Genomic DNA, 23,077 nt, shown 5'->3' with positions numbered 1-23,077 from the left:
GCCCTCTGCCGCGCGCTGTCCGACAGTGACGGCATGACCAGGCCCCTGCTGTATGAGCATCCGCTCTCGCCCTATGCTCAGAAGAACAAGATCGCGCTGCGCGAGAAGGGCGTCGATTTCGATCTGGTGACGCCCGACGGCATGGGCTCCGGCGGGGCTGGCGGCGACTTCGTTGCCGCCAATCCGCGCGCCGAGGTGCCGACATTGGTCGATGGCGACGTGTCGGTGTTCGATTCGACGATCATCCAGGATTATATCGAGGAACGCTGGCCGAGCCCGGCGTTGCTCCCTGCTGGCGCCGCTGCCCGCGCCCGGGTGCGGATGATCGAGGAGGTGATGGACACCCAGTATGAGGCCGTCGTCTGGGGGATGATGGAGGTGCGGGTGTTCGGCCGGGCGCAGGGTGCCGAGGCCGAGGCGTTGCTGGCAAGGGCGGCGGGGCAGATCGCCGGGCTGAATTCGTGGGCGGAGGCGCAGCTGGGTGTCGCCGACTGGTTCAACGGGGCCGATTTCGGCTGGGGCGATATCGCGGTGGTGCCATTCGTGATGGGCGCCGTCGGTTTCGGCGTGCCGCCGGCGCCGGGCAGCCGGCTGGCGGACTGGCTGGCGCGCTGTCTGGCGCGGCCGACGGTGGCACAGACCGCGGCGGAGGCCGAGGCGGCGGCAGTGGTGGTGGCCAGGGTTGTGCCGCAGGCGATCGCTTCGGGGCGGTTCCAGCGCGAATATCGCGACCATCGGCTGGAATGGATGATCCGGTCGGGCGGGTTGCAGGTACTCGTCGATGGCTTGCAGGCCGGCACCATCCGCTTTTCGAGCGAGATATCGGCATGAGCCTGATCGGGCCGAGTTCCGGCAGCTTCATCAGCCAGCGGTTGCGGCTGCACTATGTCGACTGGGGCAACCCGGAGGCGCCGCCGCTGCTGCTGCTGCATGGCGGCCGCGACCATTGCCGCAACTGGGACTGGGTGGCGGCCGACCTGGCGCGTGACTGGCATGTCATCGCGCCCGACCTGCGCGGGCACGGCGACAGCGCCTGGTCGCCCGACGGCAATTATTCGATGGCGGCGTTCGTTTATGACCTGGCGCAGATCATCCACCAGAAACAGCTGGCGCCGCTGACGATCGTCGCCCACTCCCTGGGCGGCAATATCGCGCTGCGCTACACCGGGCTGTACCCCGACAATGTCAGCAAGATCGTCGCCATCGAGGGGCTGGGGCCGTCGCCCAAGATGCTGGCAGAGCGGGGCAGCATCGATGCCGCCGACCGGTTACGGACCTGGATCGGCGAGCAGCGCGAGCTGAGCCGGCGGCTGCCGAAACGCTATGCCGGCATCGACGAAGCGCTGGCGCGGATGCAAGCCGAGAACAAGCATCTGAGCCCCGAACAGGCGCGGCACCTCACCGTCCACGGCATGTTGCAGAACGAGGACGGCAGCTGGAGCTGGAAGTTCGACAATTATGTGCGGTCGTTCTCGGGTGTCGACATCGCCTATGCCGACCTCGAAAGGCTATGGGGCGCGATCACCTGCCCGACACTGCTGGTCTATGGCGCCGAAAGCTGGGCAAGCAATCCGGCGACGGATGGCCGGGCGGCGCTGTTCGGCAATGCCCGGGTGTCGCTGTACGAGCGCGCCGGGCATTGGGTGCACCATGACCGCACGGCGGATTTCATCGCCGAGGTGCGGGCGTTCCTGGCGGAACGCTAGGCCCTGGCCTTGCGGATCTCGAGGATGACGCCGGCGTCGGCAGCGTTGTCGAAATAGGTGAAGCCGCTGCGGTCGGGGCGGCGGCCGCGCATCAGCACGTCGAGGCCGAGCGCCCGGCCCTCGGCTTCGGCGGCGTCGCAATCGGCGACGGTGAAGCCCAGGTGGAAGACGCCTTCGCCCTTTGCGTCGAGGAAGCGCCGTTGCGGGCCGTCGTCGGCGGGCGGCTGGGCGAGCTGGATCTGGATATTGTCGATGTCGCAGAACTTGTAGCGCATGCCGAGGAAGGCGCCGCGGCTGGGCACGTCGAGGTCGGTGTACTGGTCGAGCGGCGGGTAATCCAGCCAGGGGCCGAGCCCAAGCGATTCATAATGCGCCACCGTGCGATCGATGTCTTGGACGACGATGCAGACGTGATGGAGGGTGCGAAACAGGCTCATTCGGTCACCGGCACGGTATAGTTGAGGATCATGCGGCCGCCGTCGGGATAGACGGTCTGGCCGGTCATGTAGCTGGCGTCGTCGCTGGCGAGGAAGGCGGCGACGGCGGCGACTTCGTGCGGTTCACCGCAGCGGCCGGCCGGGGTGCGCGACAGGATCATGCGGCGCGAGGCGTCGTCGTGCATGAAGCCGACCTTGAGCATGTCGGTCATGATCGTGCCCGGGCCTATGCCGACGACGCGGATGCCGTGCGGGGCGAGCGCCACCGCGGCGGTGCCGGTGACCTGGTTCAGCCCGCCCTTGGAGATCGCATAGGTCGCGACATCGGGGTTGGCCATGCGCGAGTTGATCGACGACATGTTGATGATGACGCCGGGGCGGCCGCCGGCGATCATCGCTGCGGCGGCGACCTGCACGCCGAAGAAGGCGCCCTTGAGGTTGACGCCGAGCACCGCGTCGAAATCGGCCTCGGTGACGGTCAGGAAAGGCTTTACCTGGGCGATGCCGGCGTTGTTGAGCATGATGTCGAGCCGGCCGAAGCGGGCGACGGCGGCGGCGACCAATGCCTCGACATCGGCGCGGCGACTGACATCGGCGACGTGGCCGGCAACGGTGTGGCCCTCGCCCGCCAGCAGCGCCACGGCGGCGTCGAGCGCGGCGCGGTCGATGTCCGACAGCAGCACGCGGGCGCCGTCCTCGGCGAACCGCCGGGCGCAGGCGAGGCCGATGCCGCGGGCGGCGCCGGTGACGATGGCGACGCGGTTGTCGAGTTTCATGGCGGTTCTTTCAGTAGATGGCGGTTTCCAGCAACGGCGTTGCCGTCGCCAGGCGGCGAAAGTCCAGTGGGCTCGTGTCGATCGTCGCCGGCAGGCCGAGGATGATCTCCGCCACGGCGCGGCCGATGCCCGGCGCATGCATGACGCCATGGCCCGAAAATCCGGTGGCGTGCACGAAGCCAGGCCATTTCGGCGGGGCGCCGACGATGCCGTTGTGATCGAAAAGGTTCATCTCGTAATGGCCGGCCCAGGCGCCGGTCAGCCGCAGTTGTTCGAGCGCCGGCACGCGGGCGGCGAGGATCGGCCAGAGCAGGCTTTCGAACAGCGCATGGTCGGGCTCGAAATCGCCGTCGGCGTCAGGATCGTCGGCCGGGGCGATGCCGGCGATGAAGCCGTTTCCGTCGGGCCGCATCCAGGCACCCGAAGTGTCGAACAGCATCGGCATGGCGCTGCCGTCGAGCGGTGCCTTGAAGCGGAACACCGTGCGCTTTCTGGCGCGGACCGGGATGTCGACGCCGAGCATGGCGGCGACGCGCGCCGATTGCGGACCGGCGGCGTTGACGCACCAGGCGGCGGGCAGGCGCTCGCCGCTGGCGGTCTCGACCGCGGTGATGGTGTCGCCGGCGGCGTGGATCGCGGTCGCCTCGGCGGCGAGGAAGCGCACGCCCAGCCCTTGCGCGGCGCGGCGGGTGGCCATCAGCAGCGCATAGGCATCGAACCAGCCTTCGTGCGCCTCGCCATAGGTCGCCATGGCGGTGTCGGCGGCGTCGATCCACGGGAAGCGGGCGACGAGGGCGGCGGGGTCGAGTTCGGTGATGCGGGCGCCGAGGCTGCGCTGCATGGCAAGCGCGGTGCGGCGCGCGGGCAGGGTCGCGGCGGTGGCGAGGACGAGATAGCCGCGATCGACGAGGCCGATCTCGCCGGCCAGTTCGGCGAGGACCCCGGCGCCATAGAGGCTGAGCGCGACATTGACCGGCGTGGCGAACTGGGTGCGGATCGAGGCGCAGGAAAGCGTTGTCGAGGCGAAGCGATAGGCGGGGTCGCGCTCGACGACGGTGACGTAGCCATCATGGCCGAGGCATTTCAGGTGGAGCGCGGTGCAGCAGCCGATGATGCCGCCGCCGATGATGACGACCGGCGGCGTCACGCGGTGGCGAGGCCGAGGTGCTGGCGAAAGCGGTTCTTGATGAAGACGGCGTCGCGCGGCGGCAGTGAGCGCGGCAGGTTTTCGGCCCTGACCTTGATGACGTGCAGCCGTGGCCCCGGCGCCGACAGCCCGGCGCGGATCGCCGCGACGCCGGCCATGTCGGTGGCGACGCCGGCGACCGCGAAACCGCAGGCGGCAGCGACGCGATCGAGCGCGATCCCGAAGCCGGTGTGGCTGGTCTGCATGCCGGTTTCGCCGAAATGGCCGTTGTCGATGACGGCGATGGTCAGGTGGGCCGGTGCCGCGACGGCGATGGTGGCAAGGCCGCCCAGTCCCATCAACTGCTCGCCGTCGCCGGTGATGACCAGCACGCGGGCATCCGGCCGGGCCCGGGCGAGGCCGAGGCCGACGAGCGCGGCGCTGCCCATCGCGCCCCAGAGGTAATAGTTGCCGGGGTGATCGCCGAGCGCATGGACGTCGTAGCTCGGGGAGCCCAGCCCGGTAACGACCAGGGTGTCGCCGCGGTCCTGCAGCAGCGCGGCCACGGCGGCGCGGCGGTCCATTACCATGTCTTGGTTCCCAGCATCTTCTGGCTGATCAGGATGGCGATCTGCTGGTCGCTGTCAAAGGCCTCGACCAGCGCCGCCGATACCGTCGCCAGCAGTTCGTCGGGCGTGTCGGCGCGAAAGACGCGGACGCCGATCGCCGTCAGCGCCGCCTCCGTCGCCTGGCCCATCGGTACCTGCCACGGGTTGAATTCGGCCCATTCGCCGCGCATCGTCACCAGCATCAGCAGGGGCACGCGGGCGATGACCGGCAGCGACAGCGCGTTGATGCAATTGCCGACGCCGCTCGATTGCATCAGGATGACGCTGCGCTCGCCGCCGAGCCAGGCGCCGGTGGCGATGGCGACGCCTTCTTCCTCGGTGGTCAGCACCGTCGCGGTCACCGCCGGGTCGGCGCGCAGCAATTCGATCAGCCGGGCATGGCCGGCATCGGGGACATAGCTGGCCTGGGTGACGCCGGCACCGCGCAGCAGGGTGTGCAGCCGGTCGGGCCAGGCAGGCTCGGTTGCGGGTGGCGAAAGGGCGGTCGCGGTGGTCATGGCAGCCATCATAGGGTGCGATGCCGGGGTGTCGTGCAGCAACATCGGCTTTCAGCTATAGCTGATATCGATAGGACATCACCTCGTCGTGCTGAAATGCTATGGCTCGGTGGGATAGAGGTGACGATGGCGCGACAGGTCGATCATGCGGAGGTTCGCGAGGCGGTGGCGCGGCTGTGCGCCGAATTCCCGGGGCCCTATTGGCGCGATCTCGATGCGCGCATGGCCTATCCGACCGAATTCGTCGCCGCCTTGACGCAAGCCGGGTTTCTCGCGGCGCTGATCCCCGAGGAATATGGCGGTGCCGGCCTGCCGCTGTCGGCGGCGGCGGCGATCCTGGAGGAGGTGCAGCGCGCCGGTTGCAACGGCGGCGCCTGCCATGCCCAGATGTACACGATGGGGACGCTGCTGCGCCACGGCAGCGCGGCGCAAAAGGCGCGGTACCTGCCCGGCATTGCACGCGGCGACATCCGGCTGCAGGCCTTTGGCGTCACCGAGCCGACCAGCGGCACCGACACGCTGGCGCTGCGTACCACGGCGAAGCGCGAGGGTGATAGCTATCGGGTCAGCGGCCAGAAGATCTGGACCAGCCGCGCCGAACATTCCGACCTGATGATCCTGCTCGCCCGCACCGCGCCGGCGGGGGCGAAAAAATCCGACGGGCTGTCGGTGTTCATTATCGACATGGCCCATGCGCTGGCCAACGGCATGACGATCCGGCCGATCCGGACGATGATGAACCATGCCACCACGGAGGTGTGGTTCGACAATGTGCCGGTGCCGGCCGAAAACCTGATCGGCGAGGAGGGCCAGGGCTTTCGCTACATCCTGACCGGCATGAATGCCGAGCGCATCCTGATTGCCGCCGAATGCGTCGGCGACGCCAAATGGTTCATCGAACGCGCCACCGCCTATGCCAACGAGCGCCAGGTGTTCGGCCGGCCGATCGGCGTCAACCAGGGCGTGCAGTTCCCGATCGCCAAGGCCTATGCCGCGATGCGCGCTGCCGAGCTGATGGTCCATGACGCCGCCGCCGCCTATGAGGCCGGCGCCAATTGCGGCGCGGAGGCCAACATGGCCAAGATGCTCGCCGCCGATGCGTCGTGGGAGGCGGCCAATGCCTGTGTGCAGACGCATGGCGGCTTCGGCTTTGCCGCCGAATACGACATCGAGCGCAAGTTCCGCGAGACCCGGCTGTACCAGGTGGCGCCGATCTCGACCAATCTGATCCTCGCCTATCTTGCCGAGCATGTGCTCGGGCTGCCGCGGTCGTACTGATGGGCGCGCTCGACGGCTTGCTGGTGGTGTCGCTGGAACAGGCGGTGGCGGCACCGGTGTGCACCCAGCGGCTGGCCGATGGCGGCGCGCGGGTGGTCAAGCTGGAGCGGGCGGAGGGCGAGACGGCGCGGCATTACGACAGCGCCGTGCATGGCACATCGGCCTATTTCGCCTGGATCAACCGCGGCAAGGAAAGCATCGCCGTCGACATCAAGGCGGCGGAGGATCGCGGGCTGGTCGAGCGGCTGGTCGCCCGTGCCGATGTGTTCGTGCAGAATCTGGCGCCGGGGGCGGCGGCGCGGCTGGGGCTGGATGCGGCGGCGCTGGTGGCGCGCTATCCGCGGCTGATCGCCGTCGATATCTGCGGCTATGGGCAGGACGGCGACTATCGCGACATGCGCGCCTATGATTTGCTGGTGCAGGCCGAAAGCGGCATCTGCGCCGTCACCGGCACGCCCGACGCCATGGCCAAGGTTGGGGTGTCGATCGCCGATATCGCGACCGGGATGAACGCCCATGCGGCGATCCTGGAGGCGCTGGTCGGCCGCGGCGTCACCGGACGCGGCCGGGCCATCGAAGTGGCGATGTTCGATGGCATGGCGGACTGGATGGCAGTGCCGCTGCTGCACCTCGGGCATTTCGGCCGCACGACCGCGCGGCATGGCCTGTCGCATGCCGCGATCGCGCCGTATGGCGCCTTTGCCTGCGCCGATGGCAGCGTGATGCTGGCGATCCAGTCGCCCGACGAGTGGCGGCGGTTCTGTGCCGGCGTGCTCGGCGATGCGGCGCTGGCGGCGGACCCGCGCTTTGCCGGCAATCCGGAGCGGGTGAGCAACCGTGACGCCCTGGCGGCGGTCGTCGCCGGCGTGTTCGGCGCGCTGCCGGTCGCGGACGTGGTGGCGCGGCTGGAGGCGGCGCGCATCGCCTGGGGGCGGGTGTCGGAGGTCGGCGACGTCGCCGTGCATCCGGCGCTGCGGACGATCCCGGCGGAGGCGGGGGGGCGGGCATTCCGGCTGCCGCGACCGGCGGGGCGGGACGGCGACCTGCCCGGCAAGGTGCCGGCTGTCGGCCAGCATGGCGCCGCGATCCGCGCGGAGTTCGCGGCGTGATGCGCGACCGCGTCTCGGCGCGGCTGGTCGGCGAATATGTGGCGACGTTGGGCGACTGGCTGGCGCCGGTGCCGGCGGGGACGGCGCCGCTCGGGCTGCACTGGTGCCTGGCGCCGGGGTTGGCGGCGCAGGCCATGCTGGGGCCGGACGGGCATGGGCCGCGGTTGCACGATGTCGACATGGCGACCTATCCGCGACGGATGTGGGTCGGCGGCGCGGTCGATCTTCGCGCGCCGTTGCGGCTGGATGTGGAGGTCACGCGCGTATCGACGCTGCTGCCGCTGATGTTCAAGACCGGGTCGGCGGGGCCGCTTTGCCTCAGCGGAGCGGCGCATCGGCTGTCGGTGGACGGCGCCGAGGTGCTGAGCGAGCGGCAGGACATCGCCTTTCTTGGCCCGGCGGTGGCGGGCCAGCCGGCCGCGGTTGCCGATGCGTTGCCGCCGGCCGACCTGGAATGGCCCATCGCGACGCCGACGACGCTGCTGCTGCGCTATTCGGCGCTGACCTTCAACGCCCATCGCATCCACTACGACCGCGACTATGCCCGGGATGTGGAGGGCTATGCCGACCTTGTCGTCCATGGCCCGTTGCAGGCGACGCTGCTGCTCAACCTGGCGGCGACGCTGCTGGGGCACGCGCCGGCGCGGTTCGACTATCGCGCCACGGCGCCATTGCTGGCCGGCGGCGGCGGCGTGGCGCGCGGCGTGCGGACGCCGGCTGGGGCTACGCTCGCCATGCACGATGCCGCGGGGGTGGCGACGTTGCGGGCGACGGCGATCTGATATGGACCTGCGCCAGCTGAAGACCTTTCGCGCCGTTGCCGAACTGGGCTCGTTGAGCAAGGCCGCCGACCGGCTGCGCATCGCCCAGCCGGCATTGAGCCGGCAGATCAAGCTGCTCGAGCATGACCTGAAGACCCCGCTGTTTACCCGCCACGGGCGCGGCATGGTGCCGACCGAGGCAGGCGAGCTGCTGTTCGAGCGGACCGCCGGGCTGGTGCGGCGGCTGGAACAGGCGCGCGAGGATGTGCTGGCGATGGCCGGCGAGCCCATCGGGCGAGTCGTCGTCGGCCTGGTGCCGACGGTGTCGGCGGCGCTGGCGGCGCGTATCACCCGCGCCGTTGTCGACAATCATCCGGGCATCGAGCTGCGGCTGGTCGATGCCTATGGCGGCTATCTGATCGACTGGCTGCACCGCGGCGAGATCGACCTCGCCGTCGTCTATGGCCGGGCGCGGACGCTGCACCTGGCGGCCGAGGCGATGCGCAGCGACGCGATGTTCGCGGTGGCGGCGCCGGGGCAGGGGCTGGAGCGGCGCCGATCGGTAACATTGGCCTGGCTGGCGACGCAGCCGCTGGTGCTGCCGAGCGCGCCGCATGGCCTGCGCGCGCTGCTGGAGGCACGCTTTGCCGTGGCCGGACTGACGCTGTCGACACGGGTGGAGGCCGACAGCTGGCCGGCGCTGGTCGATGTCGTGTCGGCAGGCGTCGGCATGACGGTGCTGCCGCATTATGCCGTGGCCGACAGGGTGGCGGCGGGCCGGTTGCTGGCGGTGCCGATCACGCCGCGGCTCGACCGCGAACTGGTGCTGGCGATGCCGGTCGGCGACGGCCGGTCGCTGGCGACGCGCACGGTGGCCGATATCGTGCGGGCGGCGGTGGCGGAGCTCGGCTGACCGCGCTACGCCGCACGGTGCGCCTTGGGCGGACGCGGCTGCGGACCGCCTTGTCAGCGACCGTCGCGGGTGGCGACCGCGCTGCCGCCGAAGACGACCGCCTTGCGCATCGGGGCGGTGAACAGGCCATAGAGCATCGCCTGCTGCGGCGCGCTGGCGGCATCGAGCGCGGCAAGGTCGGCGGCCGACAGGCGCAGGTCGGTGGCGGCGATGTTGTCATGGACCTGCTCCACCCGGCTGACGCCCATCAGCGCGGTGTCGACGCCGGGTCGCGACAGCACCCAGGCCAGCGCCACCCGCGCCGGGGGTTCCTCGATCGCGGTGGCGATGCGTTGCAGCGCGGCGACGATGTCCCAGTTGCGCGGCGTGAACAGCGTGTCGCCGAACGGGTTGGCGCCGTCGAGCCGCTTGTCGCCTTCGGCGCGGGCGGCGCCGCTGCCGGCGTCGCTGGGCAGGCCGCCGGCGCGCGGGGCCCCGGCCTCGACGGTCGCGCGGTTGTATTTGCCCGTCAGCAGCCCATAGGCAAGCGGGCTCCACGGCATCATGCCGAGGCCCATGTCGCGGGCAAGCGGCAGATGCTCGGCCTCCACTTCGCGGCTGACCAGCGAATAGAAATACTGGAGGGCGATCGGCCCCGGCAGGCCGCGTTCGGCGGCCAGCGTCGCCAGCTGCGCGACATACCAGGCGGGGGTGTTGGACAGGCCCCAATAGCGGATCTTTCCCTGGCGGACGAGGCCGGCCATGGTTTCCAGCAGCTCCCCGGCCGGGGTGACGCCGTCCCAGACATGGATCCAGTAGAGATCGATGTAATCGGTGCCGAGCCGGCGCAGCGAGGCGTCGAGGGCGGTGTGGATGTGCCTGGCGCCGTTGCCACCGGCGTGCGGCCCGGTGCCGCTGGCAAAGCCCGATTTGGTGGCGATGACGATGTGGTCGCGCAGGCCGCGATCGGCGATGATGGCGCCGATCATCTCCTCGCTGCGGCCGCCGGCATAGACATCGGCGGTGTCGACGACATTGCCGCCGGCCTCGACATAGGCGTCGAACACGGCTTCGGCGGCCGGGCGGTCCATGCCCCAGCGCGCGACGCCGAAGGTCATGGTGCCGAGCACCAATGGGCTGACGACAAGGCCGGAGCGGCCGAGGGTGCGGTAATCTGCAAGCGACATGGACAGACTTTCATAGCGATCGATATGGAAGACCTGACGCCATTGCCGTCGCGCGTCAAGCGATATATAGCGATCGCTATGAAACTGTCCGAGCCTGTCGTTGCCCGGCGAACCGGCCGGCCGCTGTCGTTCGACCGCGATGCCGCGCTGGTGGTGGCGATGCGATTGTTCTGGCAGCACGGCTATGAGGCGACGTCGATCGCCGACCTGACCCGCGCCATGGGGATCACGCCGCCGAGCCTGTACACGGCGTTCGGCGACAAGCGGCAACTGTTCCGGGCGGCGGTCGATCGGTACCTGGGCGGCGCGGCGACGGTAACCGCAGCGATCGCGGGCGCCGCCAGTGCCCGCGACGCGGCGCGCGACCTGCTGACCGCGGCGGCGCTGGGCGACACCGGCGACGACACGCCGGCGGGTTGCCTGCTCGCCAGCGCGATCGTCAGCAGCTCGGCGAGCGCCGCCGATGTGCGCGAGGAAGTGGCGGCGATCCGGCGCGGCATCGAGGCGGCGCTGCGGGCGCGGATCGCGCGCGACGTCGCGAACGGCGTGCTGCCGGCCGACAGCGATGCCGACGCGATGGCCGGGCTGGTGTTCGCCGTGGTGCAGGGCATGTCGACGCTGGCCAAGGACGGCGCCGGCCGCGACAAGCTGCTGCGCATCGTCGATGGCGCGATGCGGGCGTGGCCTGGCGCCTAGCGCAACTGCCAGTCGTTTCCGTGCAGCGTCGCAAGTTGTTTTGCGATAGTATTACGCCCGGTTTCGAACGGGGATGCCCACAGCCGTGCGATCGCTTGTCCAGCTTGTCTCCGGCGCGGCTTCGCTGCGCGAGGCGTCGGATGCGATGGCGGCGCTCGGCGTGCTGACGGCGGCCGGCTGGGACTGGACGACGGACTTCGACCCGGCGCGCGCGGCGGCGGCCATGGCGGCGCTCGGCGCGGAGCGGTCGTGGACGGCACCGCCGGCGGCGGCGTCGTCGGCGATGGCCGGGCAGCTGCCGGCGCTTGCGGCCGCCTGGCGACAGTCGTTCGCCGCTGCCAGCGACGATCGGCCCGTGCGGCTGAAGGTCAGGAAGCCGCCGGTGCGGTGGCAGCGCGAGCAGGTGGAGGACATCGCGGCGGTCATGCTGGCGCCGATCGCCACCTTCGCGGTCGACAGGCTGACGGCGCTGGCGCTGGACCGGGCGCTGGTGGGATCGGTGGCGGTGTCGGGGCGGCTGGCGCGCGAGGTCGCCGGCGCCGGCGTCACGGGCTGGATCGATGTCGACCCGGGGTTCGCCCGGTCGGGGGCTGCCCCCGCGTCCGTCGGCGACGAAAGTTTCGAGACGGTGCTTACCCCCGAGAGCGCCGAGCCGGGCCCGGATGGCGAGGCCGAGCGCTTCGTCGACCTGGCGCTGCTCGCCGATCATTATGCGGCGGGCGACATCGTCGCGGCCGAGGCGCGGCTGCCGGCCACTGCCTCCCTTGCCGCGGATGCCGACTATACGATCGAGGTGGCGATCCGGGCCGATCGCCTGGGGTTCGGCGGCGCGCAAAAGGCCATCGCGGCACCGCGGCAGGGGCGGGAGACGATCACCGTCTACGCGCGGGTGACGGCGCGTGCCGGGGTGGTGTTCGAGGACATGCTGCTGCCGCTGGCCTGGCCGCATGACGCCGACAGCACGCCGGCGTTCTTCCGCTTTCGCACCGACGCCGCGGTCACCGACGGCGTGCTGGCCGAGGTGCGACTGCTGAGCGCCGACCTGGCGCTGCTCGACCATGTCGAGCTGGTGCGTGACCAGGGAGAATGGCGGCTTCGCGCCGTCGACGCGGCGATCCCGTTCGCCCGCCCGGCGGGCGCGGCCGAGCGCGATGTGCTGGCGCTGCATGTCGTGCCCGCCGGCGCCGGCTATGCCATCGAGGCGACGCTGGCTCGCGATGGCCGGGCACCGCTGGCGCTGCCGCTAGGGCAGACGATGCTGCCGGCCGGCATTGCCGACCTGCTCGCCGGCGTCCGCAACCACTGGACGGAGCTGGTCATCGGCACGCTGGTCGACAAGGTGAGCCTGAGCATGCCGTCGTACCGGAAGGCGAGCGCGGAGCTTGCCGCCCATGGCCGCGATGCCTGGCGGCTGTTGTTCGGGGATGGCCGCGGCAGCCAGGCCGGATCGAGCGAGGCGTTCGGCAAGCTGCTCGCCGACAGCCCGCTGCCGCCCGACAGCATCATCCGCGTCACCTGCGCCGAAGAAGCGCGGGGTTTCGTGTTCCCCTGGACGATCGTCTGCCCCCCGGCGCCGGCCGAGGCGGAGCCGCACTTCTGGGGCCTGTCGTACCGGATCGAGATCGCCCGCAAGCAGGGCCGGGCGCCGCCGCCGCCGGGCGCGCCGCGGATCACCGCCGTCGTCGACGCGGGCTTTGCCAAGTTCGTCGACCATCCGGCGACATTGGCAAAAGCGGCCGGTCGCGCGGCAACGCTGGCCATTGCCGCCGACCGCACGGACATCGACGGTGCGCTGGCGGCCGAGGACCCGTCGGAGCTGTTCTATTTCTTCTGCCACGGCATCATGGGCGGGGCGGCGTCGGGGCTGCCGGCCGATATCGCCGCGGTGATCCGCGGCGCCGCCAAGGGCTTGCCCGACGATGCGGCGCGGGCGCCGTGGGACCGGCTGCTCGAACAGCTGAAGGTCACCGACGGGCAGGGTGCGCGCATCTTCTTCGGCAGCGGCGAGCTTAGCGAGCAGGGCTTGCGCGACAGCGATTTCTTCAAGGCGAACCGGCGCCCGCTGGTGTTCCTCAACATGTGCCATTCGGCGGCGACGCTGCCGGCGTCGCGCGCCGGGCTGCCGGCGGTGTTCCTCGATCGCGATGCGGTGGCGGTGATCGGTACCGAATCGCCGATAAATGCCCAGTTCGGCGATGCCTTTGCCGGCGACCTGCTGCCGCGGCTGCTGGCCGGGCAACCGCTGGGCGCGGCGATGCTGGCGAGCCGCCGCAAGTTTCACACGGCACACAGCCCGCTGGCGCTGACCTATGTGGTCTATGGCCGGGGCGACACGATGCTGGCGCCTGCCGCCGGCGCTGATGGACTAGCTTTGCAGAGGGAGGACGTCGGATGACAGACATGGCGAATATTCAGGCAGAAACGGTGGCGGCGGCGCAGGACCTGGCCGGCCTCGACGAGGCGGCGCTGTATGTGCTGATCGGCACGCAGGAAAAGGCCATCGAGCGCAACCCGGTGCTGGCCTTCGATGCGCGGCTGAGCCCTGGTTACGACACCGCCCACCAGGGCCTGGTCACCGAGCTGAAGACCATCGGCGAGCGCATCGCCAACAAATGGGCGCGGGCGCTGTTCGATCTCGTCTGCGGCGCCAAGGACGACGACCCGACGCGGACGCAGCTGCTGTCGGCGGTCGGGATCAGCGAGGCCGCCGCGATCGCCGCGGTCACCGCGCTGATCATGCCGCTGGTATCGCCGCCGATCGCCGCCGCGGTGTCGGTCGTCATCGTCAAGAAGTTCCTGATCCCGGCCGGCGGCGAGATCTGCCTCTATTGGGGCGAACAGCTGGGGCCGGCGGAGGGCTGAACTATCCTGCCCAGTCGGCGCGGCGATAGCCCTGGGCGCGCAGCAGCACCGTCAGGTCGCCGATGCGCACCGCCGCGTCGGCGGCGGCGGCGGCCTTGGGCTTGGCGTGATAGGCGATGCCCAAGCCCGCGGCGGCAAGCATCGGGATGTCATTGGCGCCGTCGCCGACCGCCAGCGTCGCCGGCAGGGCGATGCCGGCCCCCAACAGCCGGGCGCGCTTGGCGGCGGCATCGACGATCGGCCGGGCGACCGTCCCGCTCAGCCGGCCATCGACGACCAGCAGCGTGTTGGCATGGACCTCGGCAAAGCCGATCTCGGCAGCCACCGGCCGGGCAAAGGCGGTGAAGCCGCCCGAGATCAGGATCGACCGGGCGCCGTGCGCGGCCATTGTGCGAACGAGGGTCTGCGCGCCGGGCATCAGCCGCACGCGTTCGGCGCGGCAGCGGTCGATGACGGCGGCGTCGAGGCCCTTCAACAGCGCCACCCGGGCGTCGAGCGCGGCTTCGAAATCGAGTTCGCCGCGCATCGCCGCCTCGGTGACGGCGGCGACCTCGGCCTTCAGCCCGGCGTAATCGGCGAGTTCGTCGATGCATTCGACGGTGATCATCGTCGAATCCATGTCGGCGATGATCAGCGCCTTGCGGCGGGGGGCGTCGCCGGAATCAGGTGCAGCCTGAACGATGATGTCGAGGCCGGGTAGCGCCGCCTCCAGCGCGGCGCGGGCCGCCGGCGCCGCAATGTCGGTGACGTGCACGTCGATGGCGTCGCCGGTGTCGATCCATTCGGCCAGCCCCGGTTCCCCGCCGGCGGCGCGCAGCACATCGCTTGCGGTGGCGGCGTCGCCGGACGACAAGGCGCCTTCGGCGACAAGGGTGACAATGAGCGAAACGGAATCCATGGTGGTGGTCATCGCAGGGCCGACGGCGAGCGGCAAGTCGGCGCTGGCGATCGACCTGGCGCGGCGCATCGGCGGCACCATCATCAACGGCGATGCCAGCCAGCTTTATGCCGACCTGCGCATCCTGACGGCCCGGCCCTCGGCGGCCGACGAGGCGCTGGTGCCGCATCTGCTGTACGGCGTGCTCGATGGCGATGCGATCGCCAGCGCGGCCAGCTGGGCGGCTATGGCCAGGGCGGCGATCACCGATGTGCTGGCTGTGGGGCGGGTGCCGATCGTCGTCGGTGGATCGGGGATGTACCTGACGACGCTGGTCGACGGCATCGCGCCGGTGCCCGAAATCGATGCCGCGGTGCGCGCGGCGGTGCGGGCGTTGCCGACGGCGGACGCGGCGGCGGCATTGGCGGCCGAGGACCCGGCGCTGGCAGCGCGGCTGATGCCGGGCGATCGGCAGCGCATCCTGCGCGGGCTGGAGGTGGTGCGGGCAACCGGGCGCTCGCTGCGCGACTGGCAGGCGGTGCGGGAGGGCGGGCTGCGCGGGCGGCATGCGCTCGACCTGCGGATGGTCGATTGCCCGCGCGCGCTGCTGCAGGCGCGCGCCGCGACGCGGCTGGACGCGATGGTGGCGGCGGGCGCGATCGACGAAGTGGCGGCGCTGGTGGCGCGGCGGCTGCCCGCCGACCGGCCGATCCTGCGGGCGCTCGGCGTCGCGCCGCTGGCGGCGGTCCTGGACGGCACGATGACGATCGACGCGGCGCTCGCGGCGGCGACGACGGCGACGCGACAATATCAGAAACGGCAACTGACCTGGGGGCGATCACAGGCGGGCGACTGGCCGCGCGTGGCGCATGACACGGCTCGGCTGACCGAACGGTTAACTGTTGGTTAAATTTACACCGTCGAAACGAGGCCTGGCCTAACCCCATGAATTCGTGAAGCCGCAGATATTGGCACGGTCCATGCATGCGGGTTGGTCAAGGTCCGCCGCGCACGGTGGACATGTCCGCAGTCATACAGGTCCGCCACCATGTTCAAGAAACTGTTGCTTGCCGTCGTCGCCATTGCGGCCGGTACCGTGCCGGCCGCCGCCGCGACCAACCTCGTCGCCAACGGCAGCTTCGAACTCGGCTTCGCCGGCTGGACCCGGACCAACATTCCGTCGAATGCGCCGGCCGTCGTGATCAACTATGGCGTCGCCGCGGCCTATCCGACCGGTGCCTTCGGCGAGGCGGTGGCAGCGAACAATGCAGTGACCGCCAGCCCCGACGCGGTCGGCGGCAAGGCGGCCTATTTCGCCAGCGACTTCGCGACCAACGAAGCACTGTCGCAGACCCTGTTCCTGGCGCCGGGCACCTATGAGTTCGGTTTCAGCCGCTATCTGACCTTCAACGGCCTCAACAATGCCGGCAATGCCAGCTTTGCCGCCAACTTCAACGGCACCACGGTCGCTGCCACCGCGATCACCAACGCCACGCCGGGCGGCATCTGGGTGACGCGGCTCGGCCAGGTCATGGTGACCACCCCGGGCAATTACGCGATCGATTTCCTGTTCAATTCGAACCTGGCGCCGTCGAAGGATATCGCCATCGACCAGGTCTATGTCATCCGCGTCGCCGGCGTTCCCGAACCCCAGACCTGGGCGCTGTTGCTGGTCGGTTTCGGCCTTGTCGGTTTCAGCGCCCGGCGGCGGCAGGGGGTCGTCGCGGCCTGAATGGTGTTCGCGCCGACCGCCGCGCCTTTAGCGGGATTTTAACCGCTTCGTTGTCTGATGCGCCGCCGATACGACGGCGGCAGGCAACGGGGGCAGGGTGATGGCGATCGGGCATTGGGTGATGGCGGCGGTGCTGGCGACGGCGCCCCTGATGCCGGCAGCGGCCGCCCTGCCAAGCCAGGTCTATGTCTTTGGCGACAGCTTCGTCGATTCGGGCAATGCCAACATCGGTACCGGCGGTCTCGCCGCCAATGCGGCGCAGGGCTATTTCCAGGGCCGCTTCGGCGACGGCTACAACTTCGCCGACATCATCTCGAAGCGCCTGACCGGGGACTATGCGACGCCCTTCCTCGCCGGCGGCACCAATTTCGCGGTCGGCGGCGCGCGCGCGGCGGGCGATGCCAGTGCGGCGCCGTTCCCGGGCGTCATCCCGGGGCTCAACAGCCAGCTCGGCTTTTATGGCTCGGTGTTCGGCAGCTATGTCGACCCCGATGGCCTCTACATCATCAATTTCGGCAACAACGATGTCAGCGCCATCGAACGTGGCGACACCTATGGGCTGACCGCCGCGCAATATGGCGACCTGTTCACCGCCAATATCGTCAATACCGTGCTCGGGCTCAACGCCGGCGGCGCGACCCGGATCATCGTGCTCGGCGTGCCCAACGGCACGGAGGCCGAGGGCGTGGCGCTGCAGGCCCAGCTCGATGCCGGGCTCGACAGTATATCGCCGTTTCTCACCGCCGACCTGACACGCTTCGACTTCTTCGATTTCTTCGGCCGCGTGCTGGCGACACCCCAGGCCTATGGACTGACCGCCGATGTCGATTTCACCACGCCGTGCATCGCGGTACGGCCGGTGATCAACGGCAGCATCGATTGCACCGGCTATTTCAGCTTCGACGGCATCCATGTGACGGCGCCGATCCAGCGGGCCATCGCCCGCGAGGTGCTGATCCAGGCCGGGCTGCCGACGGTGCCCGAGCCCGGGACCTGGCTGCAGATGATCGCCGGCTTCGGCCTTGTCGGAGCTTTTGCGCGGCGTCGCACCGCGCTGCGGACAGCCGCCTGACGCAGAATATTCTGCGTCGAAGGTTTATTTTGTTGTTTTATTGCGCTAGAACCGGTTGACAGCGCAACTTGATGCTTCTACGTCGCAGTCCTTCAACGGCATCGAAGGGCTGAGTCGTGGGCGCGGAACTGACAGGCGCGGACATCGTCGTGCAGGCATTGGCCGATCTGGGCGTCGAGGTCGTGTTCGGCTATCCCGGTGGCGCGGTGCTGCCGATCTATGACGCGCTGTTCGCGCAAGGGCGCATCCGCCACATCCTCGTCCGCCACGAACAGGCGGCGGTGCATGCCGCCGAAGGTTACGCGCGGTCGACGGGCAAGGTCGGCGTCGTGCTGGTGACGTCCGGGCCGGGCGCCACCAATGCCGTGACCGGCATCACCGATGCGATGATGGATTCGGTGCCGCTGCTGGTGCTGACCGGCCAGGTGCCGACGCATCTCATCGGCACCGATGCCTTTCAGGAATGCGACACCATCGGCATCACCCGCCATTGTTCGAAGCATAACTACCTGGTGAAGGACACCGCCCGGCTGGGCCCGGTGCTGCACGAGGCGCATTACATCGCCCGCTCCGGCCGGCCGGGCCCGGTGGTGATCGACATCCCCAAGGACGTGCAGATCATGCGCGCCCGCTACGACAAGCCCGGCGCCGGCATCGGCCACAAGACCTACAAGCCGCAGGTGAAGGGCGACCGCGCCAGCATCGAGGCGGCGGTGGAGATGCTGGCGGCGGCGGAGCGCCCGATCTTCTACACCGGCGGCGGCATCATCAATTCGGGGCCGGTGGCGACGCAGTTGCTGCGCGACCTGGCGAAGCTGACCGGTGCGCCGGTGACATCGACGCTGATGGGGCTGGGGACGATGCCCAACGAGCATCCGCAGTTCCTCGGCATGCTGGGGATGCATGGGTCATACGAAGCCAACATGGCGATGAACCGCTGCGACCTGATGGTCTGCCTCGGCGCCCGCTTCGACGACCGGGTAACGGGGCGGCTCGATGCCTTTTCGCCGAATTCGAAGAAGATCCATGTCGATATCGACCGGTCGAGCATGAACAAGACGGTGCGCGTCGACCTTGGCATCGTCGGCGATGTCGGCGGTGTCATGGAGGACATGCTGAAGATCTGGCGGTCGCGCGGGCTGAAGCCGCAGGACCTGGAGCCCTGGTGGTACGATATCGCCGGCTGGCGGGCGCGGGACAGCTTCGGCTTCACGCAAAAGGGCAAGGATTTGCTGCCCCAGCACGCCATCAAGCGGCTGTACGAGATGACCAGGGCCCAGAAGCCGATCATCAGCACCGAGGTCGGCCAGCACCAGATGTGGGCGGCGCAGCATTTCGGCTTTGACGCGCCCAACAAATGGCTGACCAGCGGCGGGCTGGGGACGATGGGTTATGGCCTGCCCGCCGCGATCGGCGCGCAGATCGCCAACCCGGGCGCGCTGGTCATCGATATCGCCGGCGAAGCGAGCATCCAGATGAACATCCAGGAGCTGGGCACGGCGACGCAATATCGCCTGCCGGTGAAGGTGTTCATCATCAACAACGAATATATGGGCATGGTCCGCCAGTGGCAGGAGCTGAACCACGGCAGCCGGTACAGCGAAAGCTATTCGGATTCGTTGCCCGATTTCGTCAAGCTGGCGGAGGCCTATGGCTGGAAGGGCATCGTGATCGAGGATGCCGACGGGCTCGATGCCGGCATCGCCGCGATGCTGGCGCATGACGGCCCGGTGATGGTCGATTGCCGGGTGTCGAAGCTGGCGAATTGTTTCCCGATGATTCCAAGCGGAGCGGCGCATACGGACATGATATTGGATGCCCGCGATGCGCAGGGCGAGCGCGATGAAGATGCAAAGGCGCTGGTGTGAAGCACCTTCCTTCCGAGCGGCACACGCTCTCCATCCTCGTCGACAATGAATCGGGCGTCCTCGCCCGCATCGTCGGGCTGTTTTCGGCGCGCGGCTACAACATCGACAGCCTGACGGTGGCGGATGTGTCGGGCGATCATGCGGTGTCGCGGATCACCGTCGTCACCAACGGGCCGCCGCCGGTGATCGAGCAGATCATCGCGCAGCTCGACCGGCTGGTGCCGGTGCATCGGGTGCTCGACCTGACGGCCCTGGGCCCGCATGTCGAGCGCGAGATGGCGCTGGTGAAGGTGGCGGGCAAGGGCGCCCAGCGCGACGAGGCGCTGCGCATTGCCGATATTTTCCGGGCGCGGCCGGTCGATACGACGACGGGGTCGTTCGTGTTCGAAGTGTCGGGGCCGACGTCGAAGGTCGACCAGTTCATCGCGCTGATGCGCGAGGTCGGGCTGGTCGAGGTGGCGCGGACCGGGGTGGTGGCGATCGCCCGGGGGGCGGACGCGGTTTAAGTTTCACGATCGTCATCCCCGTGATGGCGCGGATCCATCGCCGGCGCGCTGTGGTGATGGATCCGCGCCTTCGCGGGGATGGCGAAAAACAACAGGAAGAGACACGAAATGCGCGTTTACTATGATGCCGATGCCGATGTCGGCCTGATCAAGGGCAAGAAGGTCGCGATCGTCGGCTATGGCAGCCAGGGCCATGCCCATGCGCAAAATCTGCGCGACTCGGGCGTCGGCGAGGTGGCTGTCGCGCTGCGCAAGGGTTCGGCGACCGCGGCCAAGGCGGAATCTGCCGGCTTCAAGGTGCTGTCGAACGCCGAAGCCGCGGCCTGGGCCGATGTCATCATGGTGCTGGCGCCCGACGAGCACCAGGCCGGCATCTATGCCGACGACCTGCGCGACAACATGAAGCCCGGTGCGGCGCTGGCCTTTGCCCATGGCCTCAACGTGCATTTCCAGCTGATCGAGCCGCGCGCCGACATCGATGTGTTCATGATCGCGCCCAAGGGCCCCGGCCATACCGTGCGCAGCGAATATGCCCGCGGCGGCGGCGTGCCCTGCCTGATCGCCATCCACCAGGACGCCAGCGGCAATGCCCATGACGTCGCCCTGTCCTATGCCAGCGCCATCGGCGGCGGCCGTTCGGGCGTCATCGAGACGACGTTCAAGGAAGAGTGCGAGACCGACCTGTTCGGCGAGCAGGCGGTGCTGTGCGGCGGCCTGACCCATCTCATCCAGGCCGGGTTCGAGACGCTGACCGAGGCCGGCTATGCCCCCGAAATGGCCTATTTCGAGTGCCTGCACGAGGTGAAGCTGATCGTCGACCTGATGTACGAGGGCGGCATCGCCAACATGCGCTATTCGATCAGCAACACCGCCGAATATGGCGACATCACCACCGGGCCGCGGATCATCACGTCGGAGACCAAGGCCGAGATGAAGCGCGTGCTCGCCGATATCCAGGGCGGGCGGTTCGTGAAGAACTTCATCCTCGACAACCGCGCCGGCCAGCCCGAGCTGAAGGCCAGCCGCATCGCCGCCAAGGCGCATCCGATCGAGGAAGTCGGCGCCCGGCTGCGGGCGATGATGCCGTGGATCGGCAAGAACGCGCTGGTCGACAAGGCGAAGAACTGAAGGCACGAACCGCAACGAGAAAGGGCCGCCGGATCCGATCCGGCGGCCCTTTTGATTGGCGGCAGGCGAGGTTCAGGCGGCCGCGACGACCCGGCGGCGCATGGCAGCGCCGACAAGGCCGAAGCCGGCGATCAGCATCGCCCAGCTGGCCGCTTCCGGGACCGCGCTGCCGACGAAGACATTGTCGACACCCTGGGTGAAGAACAGCTGATTGTCGGCTTCGACGAAGCGGATGGCATAGCTGCCGGCCGCCAGCGTCGTCGTGAAGCTGTAGCTGGTCCAGGGGTTCGGATTGGCGCCGGCGTCGGCACCGCTGTAGAACGTCTGGAGCACGCCGCCGGTACCGAATGACGGCGTCGAGGCGTCGATGAGGTCGACCAGCGCCAGCTGTACCGGGTCGCCAAGAAACGGATCGAGCCCGTTGCCGGTAAAGACGGTGCCGCTGTAGTCGTTGGCGAAATGGTCGAACTTGATGGTGATCGTCGTCGCCGATGCCAGCGTGAAGGCCTGGCGCAGCTCATAGGCGCCCGCACCGCCCTGGCCGGTCAGGTAGACAAAGCTGCCGCCGGTCGGGTTGGTCGCAGTCGAATTTCCCGAAGTCGGTGCGTTGGCGCCATTGGCATAGATGCCGCCGGTGCCGAACGACGATGGATTGACCGTCAGCGACCAGCCCGACAGGTCACCGGTTTCGAAGTCGCCGTTGGTAAGGAGGTTGGCAGCCAGGGCCGGGCCGGCAATGAAGGCGGCGGCACTGGCCGAAAGCAGGAAACGGATCATGGCGCATCCCTTTCGCAAGGCCTCGACATGGAGGCACCGCCAGCGTTGCAATTTTCATGCCACGAGCGAAACGAACGGCAAGGTGCTGGAATCCGATGCAGCGGCGAATCGGCCCCTGGCGCCGGTGTAAAATCGACCGACAGTTGCGCATCAGGATCGGTCGCCGGCGCTACTTCGATTGCGTCGCCCAGAATGCTTCGGCCCTGGAAATATTTCCCGGAACATCGGCCAGCCACTTCGCCTCCGCTTCCGGGCTGCAATTGAGGTAGAGCTTGCCACCGACGACGCGCCAGATTTTCGGATCGGGTTTCGCCAGCCGGCCCTGCGACGCGGCCCAGGCGCAATTGCCGCCGAACTGCGGCAGATAGCGTTGCGGATCGGCAAGGAAGGCGGTGCGGTTGGCGGCGCTGGCAAAGCGATAGGTCGCGCCGGCGTGGACGGTCGTGAAATCGGCGCTGCCGAGCGCCGGGGTGCCGCTGAAATAGGCGACGGGGTCATGGCCGCCGATGGCGGGGCCGGCGGGCTGCACGGCGCCTGACGGCCCCTGTGCGGCGGCCGGCAGCGGGACGGCGAGGCAGAGCAGGACGGCGAGAAGGGGACGCGACATCGGGCAGGGCCTTTCCAATCAATCGACAGCTTCGCCGGTCAGGACCGCGGCGCGAATGCGGACCGAGCGCAGCGAAATGCGGACTTCCAGCAGGAACATGAGCAACCCGATGATGACCAGCGCCATGGCGGCGATGAACAGGATGGCAACGCTGCCCGTCCAGCGCATCGGCACCAGTTCGCCGATGAACAGGATGGCGACGACGATGCAGACCAGCAGCGCCGACGAGGTGCAGAGCGCGATTGCCCAGTTGGACAACGCCATCCGGCGATCGAGCGCCACCAGTTCGGCGATGGCGGTGGCGCGGCGGGGTGACGGATAGCCCGGTATCTCCGATTCGAGCTTGCGGGCGCGGTCGACGACGCGGCTGAGCCGGTGGACGAGCACGTTGAGGAACGAACCGATGCCCGTCAGCAGGAAGATCGGCGTGACGGCAAGCTGGATACTGGCGGCGATCGTGTCGACCGGTCCGAAAACCATGGTGTTCTACCTGTTGCGGTCCCACTTGGGGCTGTTCTAGTCGGGCGACTTTCGTCACACAGGCGGGCCCGGCG

The 23,077-nt window shown here is 69.1% G+C and carries 25 protein-coding genes; 15 read left to right on the top strand and 10 right to left on the bottom strand.

The window, feature by feature from the left end; genetic code table 11:
- Positions 1–33 precede the first annotated feature (33 nt).
- Both ACP7AI_RS15575 and ACP7AI_RS15570 read left to right on the top strand, forming a co-directional pair.
- Entirely contained in the window at positions 34–831 is a 798-nt protein-coding gene (locus tag ACP7AI_RS15575) for a glutathione S-transferase family protein (protein WP_426169270.1), read from the top strand.
- Complete coding sequence (locus ACP7AI_RS15570; protein WP_426169268.1) at positions 828–1,706, top strand: alpha/beta fold hydrolase; 879 nt, start codon at positions 828–830, stop codon at positions 1,704–1,706. The genes ACP7AI_RS15575 and ACP7AI_RS15570 overlap by 4 nt, the downstream gene beginning before the upstream one ends.
- Here ACP7AI_RS15570 and ACP7AI_RS15565 read toward each other — a convergent pair.
- From ACP7AI_RS15565 to ACP7AI_RS15545, 5 genes are read right to left on the bottom strand one after another with little or no spacing between them, the layout of a single operon-like run.
- Complete coding sequence (locus tag ACP7AI_RS15565) at positions 1,703–2,143, bottom strand: VOC family protein (RefSeq protein WP_426169266.1); 441 nt, start codon at positions 2,141–2,143, stop codon at positions 1,703–1,705. The genes ACP7AI_RS15570 and ACP7AI_RS15565 overlap by 4 nt on opposite strands.
- Positions 2,140–2,919 carry an SDR family NAD(P)-dependent oxidoreductase gene (locus ACP7AI_RS15560; protein WP_426169262.1) on the bottom strand — a complete coding sequence of 260 codons (780 nt, stop codon included), beginning with the start codon at positions 2,917–2,919 and terminating at the stop codon, positions 2,140–2,142. Before ACP7AI_RS15560 ends, ACP7AI_RS15565 begins: the two co-directional genes overlap by 4 nt.
- 10 nt (positions 2,920–2,929) lie before the next feature.
- Positions 2,930–4,066, bottom strand: coding sequence for an NAD(P)/FAD-dependent oxidoreductase (locus tag ACP7AI_RS15555; RefSeq protein ID WP_426169260.1), 1,137 nt, complete (start codon positions 4,064–4,066; stop codon positions 2,930–2,932).
- The gene (locus ACP7AI_RS15550; protein ID WP_426169257.1) at positions 4,063–4,629 is read right to left on the bottom strand and encodes a thiamine pyrophosphate-dependent enzyme; all 567 of its coding nucleotides are present in this window, start codon (positions 4,627–4,629) and stop codon (positions 4,063–4,065) included. Before ACP7AI_RS15550 ends, ACP7AI_RS15555 begins: the two co-directional genes overlap by 4 nt.
- Positions 4,629–5,171, bottom strand: a complete 543-nt coding sequence (locus ACP7AI_RS15545) for a hypothetical protein (protein WP_426169255.1) — start codon at positions 5,169–5,171, stop codon at positions 4,629–4,631. The genes ACP7AI_RS15550 and ACP7AI_RS15545 overlap by 1 nt, the downstream gene beginning before the upstream one ends.
- A 126-nt stretch (positions 5,172–5,297) precedes the next feature.
- On the opposite strand from ACP7AI_RS15545, the gene ACP7AI_RS15540 reads away from it, so the two are divergent.
- From ACP7AI_RS15540 to ACP7AI_RS15525, 4 genes are read left to right on the top strand one after another with little or no spacing between them, the layout of a single operon-like run.
- A complete protein-coding gene (locus ACP7AI_RS15540; protein ID WP_426169252.1) occupies positions 5,298–6,449 on the top strand; it encodes an acyl-CoA dehydrogenase family protein in 1,152 nt (383 codons plus the stop codon).
- Positions 6,449–7,558 carry a CaiB/BaiF CoA transferase family protein gene (locus ACP7AI_RS15535; RefSeq protein WP_426169249.1) on the top strand — a complete coding sequence of 370 codons (1,110 nt, stop codon included), beginning with the start codon at positions 6,449–6,451 and terminating at the stop codon, positions 7,556–7,558. Before ACP7AI_RS15540 ends, ACP7AI_RS15535 begins: the two co-directional genes overlap by 1 nt.
- Positions 7,558–8,340: a hypothetical protein gene (locus ACP7AI_RS15530; protein WP_426169247.1), complete on the top strand. Its 783-nt coding sequence runs from the start codon at positions 7,558–7,560 to the stop codon at positions 8,338–8,340. Before ACP7AI_RS15535 ends, ACP7AI_RS15530 begins: the two co-directional genes overlap by 1 nt.
- Position 8,341: 1 nt before the next feature.
- On the top strand, positions 8,342–9,232 hold the full coding sequence (locus ACP7AI_RS15525) for a LysR family transcriptional regulator (RefSeq protein ID WP_426169245.1): 891 nt from the start codon (positions 8,342–8,344) through the stop codon (positions 9,230–9,232).
- Between the two features lie 53 nt (positions 9,233–9,285).
- On the opposite strand, the gene ACP7AI_RS15520 is transcribed toward ACP7AI_RS15525, so the two are convergent.
- A complete protein-coding gene (locus ACP7AI_RS15520) occupies positions 9,286–10,398 on the bottom strand; it encodes an aldo/keto reductase (RefSeq protein WP_426169242.1) in 1,113 nt (370 codons plus the stop codon).
- Between the two features lie 78 nt (positions 10,399–10,476).
- On the opposite strand from ACP7AI_RS15520, the gene ACP7AI_RS15515 reads away from it, so the two are divergent.
- The 3 genes from ACP7AI_RS15515 (at position 10,477) to ACP7AI_RS15505 (ending at position 13,956) form a co-directional block, all read left to right on the top strand.
- Positions 10,477–11,094 carry a TetR/AcrR family transcriptional regulator gene (locus ACP7AI_RS15515; protein ID WP_426169239.1) on the top strand — a complete coding sequence of 206 codons (618 nt, stop codon included), beginning with the start codon at positions 10,477–10,479 and terminating at the stop codon, positions 11,092–11,094.
- A gap of 85 nt (positions 11,095–11,179) precedes the next feature.
- Positions 11,180–13,489, top strand: a complete 2,310-nt coding sequence (locus ACP7AI_RS15510; protein WP_426169236.1) for a hypothetical protein — start codon at positions 11,180–11,182, stop codon at positions 13,487–13,489.
- A 5-nt stretch (positions 13,490–13,494) separates the two neighbouring features.
- On the top strand, positions 13,495–13,956 hold the full coding sequence (locus tag ACP7AI_RS15505; RefSeq protein ID WP_426169234.1) for a hypothetical protein: 462 nt from the start codon (positions 13,495–13,497) through the stop codon (positions 13,954–13,956).
- Position 13,957: 1 nt separating this feature from the next.
- Here ACP7AI_RS15505 and serB read toward each other — a convergent pair whose 3' ends face one another.
- Positions 13,958–14,854 (bottom strand): phosphoserine phosphatase SerB, encoded by an 897-nt coding sequence (serB, locus tag ACP7AI_RS15500; protein WP_426169232.1) that lies wholly within the window; start codon positions 14,852–14,854, stop codon positions 13,958–13,960.
- Between serB and miaA the strand changes: the two genes are divergently transcribed.
- The 6 genes from miaA (at position 14,835) to ilvC (ending at position 21,139) form a co-directional block, all read left to right on the top strand.
- Positions 14,835–15,743, top strand: a complete 909-nt coding sequence (gene miaA, locus ACP7AI_RS15495; protein ID WP_426169229.1) for a tRNA (adenosine(37)-N6)-dimethylallyltransferase MiaA — start codon at positions 14,835–14,837, stop codon at positions 15,741–15,743. The two genes, serB and miaA, sit on opposite strands and share 20 nt — an antisense overlap.
- A 138-nt stretch (positions 15,744–15,881) precedes the next feature.
- A complete protein-coding gene (locus ACP7AI_RS15490) occupies positions 15,882–16,565 on the top strand; it encodes a PEPxxWA-CTERM sorting domain-containing protein (RefSeq protein ID WP_426169226.1) in 684 nt (227 codons plus the stop codon).
- Positions 16,566–16,665: 100 nt separating this feature from the next.
- Positions 16,666–17,637 (top strand): SGNH/GDSL hydrolase family protein, encoded by a 972-nt coding sequence (locus tag ACP7AI_RS15485; protein ID WP_426169224.1) that lies wholly within the window; start codon positions 16,666–16,668, stop codon positions 17,635–17,637.
- A 116-nt stretch (positions 17,638–17,753) separates the two neighbouring features.
- On the top strand, positions 17,754–19,505 hold the full coding sequence (locus tag ACP7AI_RS15480; protein ID WP_426169221.1) for an acetolactate synthase 3 large subunit: 1,752 nt from the start codon (positions 17,754–17,756) through the stop codon (positions 19,503–19,505).
- A complete protein-coding gene (gene ilvN, locus ACP7AI_RS15475) occupies positions 19,502–20,011 on the top strand; it encodes an acetolactate synthase small subunit (RefSeq protein ID WP_426169219.1) in 510 nt (169 codons plus the stop codon). The genes ACP7AI_RS15480 and ilvN overlap by 4 nt, the downstream gene beginning before the upstream one ends.
- A gap of 108 nt (positions 20,012–20,119) precedes the next feature.
- On the top strand, positions 20,120–21,139 hold the full coding sequence (gene ilvC, locus ACP7AI_RS15470; protein ID WP_426169216.1) for a ketol-acid reductoisomerase: 1,020 nt from the start codon (positions 20,120–20,122) through the stop codon (positions 21,137–21,139).
- 72 nt (positions 21,140–21,211) lie between these two features.
- Here the strand turns inward: ilvC and ACP7AI_RS15465 are convergent, their stop codons facing one another.
- From ACP7AI_RS15465 to ACP7AI_RS15455, 3 genes are all read right to left on the bottom strand, one after another.
- A complete protein-coding gene (locus tag ACP7AI_RS15465) occupies positions 21,212–21,916 on the bottom strand; it encodes a PEPxxWA-CTERM sorting domain-containing protein (RefSeq protein ID WP_426169213.1) in 705 nt (234 codons plus the stop codon).
- Positions 21,917–22,085: 169 nt separating this feature from the next.
- On the bottom strand, positions 22,086–22,523 hold the full coding sequence (locus ACP7AI_RS15460; RefSeq protein WP_426169210.1) for a YHS domain-containing (seleno)protein: 438 nt from the start codon (positions 22,521–22,523) through the stop codon (positions 22,086–22,088).
- Positions 22,524–22,541: 18 nt separating this feature from the next.
- Positions 22,542–23,003 (bottom strand): DUF2721 domain-containing protein, encoded by a 462-nt coding sequence (locus tag ACP7AI_RS15455; protein WP_426169207.1) that lies wholly within the window; start codon positions 23,001–23,003, stop codon positions 22,542–22,544.
- Between the last annotated feature and the right edge of the window lie 74 nt (positions 23,004–23,077).

Origin of the sequence: Sandarakinorhabdus sp. DWP1-3-1 (genome assembly GCF_049896705.1) — a bacterium.
In the GTDB taxonomy this organism is placed as follows: domain Bacteria; phylum Pseudomonadota; class Alphaproteobacteria; order Sphingomonadales; family Sphingomonadaceae; genus Sandarakinorhabdus.
This window is presented reverse-complemented; position numbering and strand designations above follow the sequence as displayed.

Coding starts and splice junctions, on each gene's coding strand:
- ACP7AI_RS15465 (WP_426169213.1), bottom strand. CDS start 21,916: ATGATCCGTTTCCTGCTTTCGGCCAGTGCCGCCGCCTTCATTGCCGGC.
- ACP7AI_RS15535 (WP_426169249.1), top strand. CDS start 6,449: ATGGGCGCGCTCGACGGCTTGCTGGTGGTGTCGCTGGAACAGGCGGTG.
- ACP7AI_RS15565 (WP_426169266.1), bottom strand. CDS start 2,143: ATGAGCCTGTTTCGCACCCTCCATCACGTCTGCATCGTCGTCCAAGAC.
- ACP7AI_RS15505 (WP_426169234.1), top strand. CDS start 13,495: ATGGCGAATATTCAGGCAGAAACGGTGGCGGCGGCGCAGGACCTGGCC.
- ACP7AI_RS15525 (WP_426169245.1), top strand. CDS start 8,342: ATGGACCTGCGCCAGCTGAAGACCTTTCGCGCCGTTGCCGAACTGGGC.
- ACP7AI_RS15520 (WP_426169242.1), bottom strand. CDS start 10,398: ATGTCGCTTGCAGATTACCGCACCCTCGGCCGCTCCGGCCTTGTCGTC.
- ACP7AI_RS15515 (WP_426169239.1), top strand. CDS start 10,477: ATGAAACTGTCCGAGCCTGTCGTTGCCCGGCGAACCGGCCGGCCGCTG.
- ACP7AI_RS15455 (WP_426169207.1), bottom strand. CDS start 23,003: ATGGTTTTCGGACCGGTCGACACGATCGCCGCCAGTATCCAGCTTGCC.
- ACP7AI_RS15460 (WP_426169210.1), bottom strand. CDS start 22,523: ATGTCGCGTCCCCTTCTCGCCGTCCTGCTCTGCCTCGCCGTCCCGCTG.
- ACP7AI_RS15550 (WP_426169257.1), bottom strand. CDS start 4,629: ATGGACCGCCGCGCCGCCGTGGCCGCGCTGCTGCAGGACCGCGGCGAC.
- ACP7AI_RS15530 (WP_426169247.1), top strand. CDS start 7,558: ATGCGCGACCGCGTCTCGGCGCGGCTGGTCGGCGAATATGTGGCGACG.
- ACP7AI_RS15485 (WP_426169224.1), top strand. CDS start 16,666: ATGGCGATCGGGCATTGGGTGATGGCGGCGGTGCTGGCGACGGCGCCC.
- ACP7AI_RS15570 (WP_426169268.1), top strand. CDS start 828: ATGAGCCTGATCGGGCCGAGTTCCGGCAGCTTCATCAGCCAGCGGTTG.
- ACP7AI_RS15545 (WP_426169255.1), bottom strand. CDS start 5,171: ATGACCACCGCGACCGCCCTTTCGCCACCCGCAACCGAGCCTGCCTGG.
- serB (WP_426169232.1), bottom strand. CDS start 14,854: ATGGATTCCGTTTCGCTCATTGTCACCCTTGTCGCCGAAGGCGCCTTG.
- miaA (WP_426169229.1), top strand. CDS start 14,835: ATGAGCGAAACGGAATCCATGGTGGTGGTCATCGCAGGGCCGACGGCG.
- ACP7AI_RS15575 (WP_426169270.1), top strand. CDS start 34: ATGACCAGGCCCCTGCTGTATGAGCATCCGCTCTCGCCCTATGCTCAG.
- ACP7AI_RS15560 (WP_426169262.1), bottom strand. CDS start 2,919: ATGAAACTCGACAACCGCGTCGCCATCGTCACCGGCGCCGCCCGCGGC.
- ACP7AI_RS15540 (WP_426169252.1), top strand. CDS start 5,298: ATGGCGCGACAGGTCGATCATGCGGAGGTTCGCGAGGCGGTGGCGCGG.
- ACP7AI_RS15490 (WP_426169226.1), top strand. CDS start 15,882: ATGTTCAAGAAACTGTTGCTTGCCGTCGTCGCCATTGCGGCCGGTACC.
- ilvC (WP_426169216.1), top strand. CDS start 20,120: ATGCGCGTTTACTATGATGCCGATGCCGATGTCGGCCTGATCAAGGGC.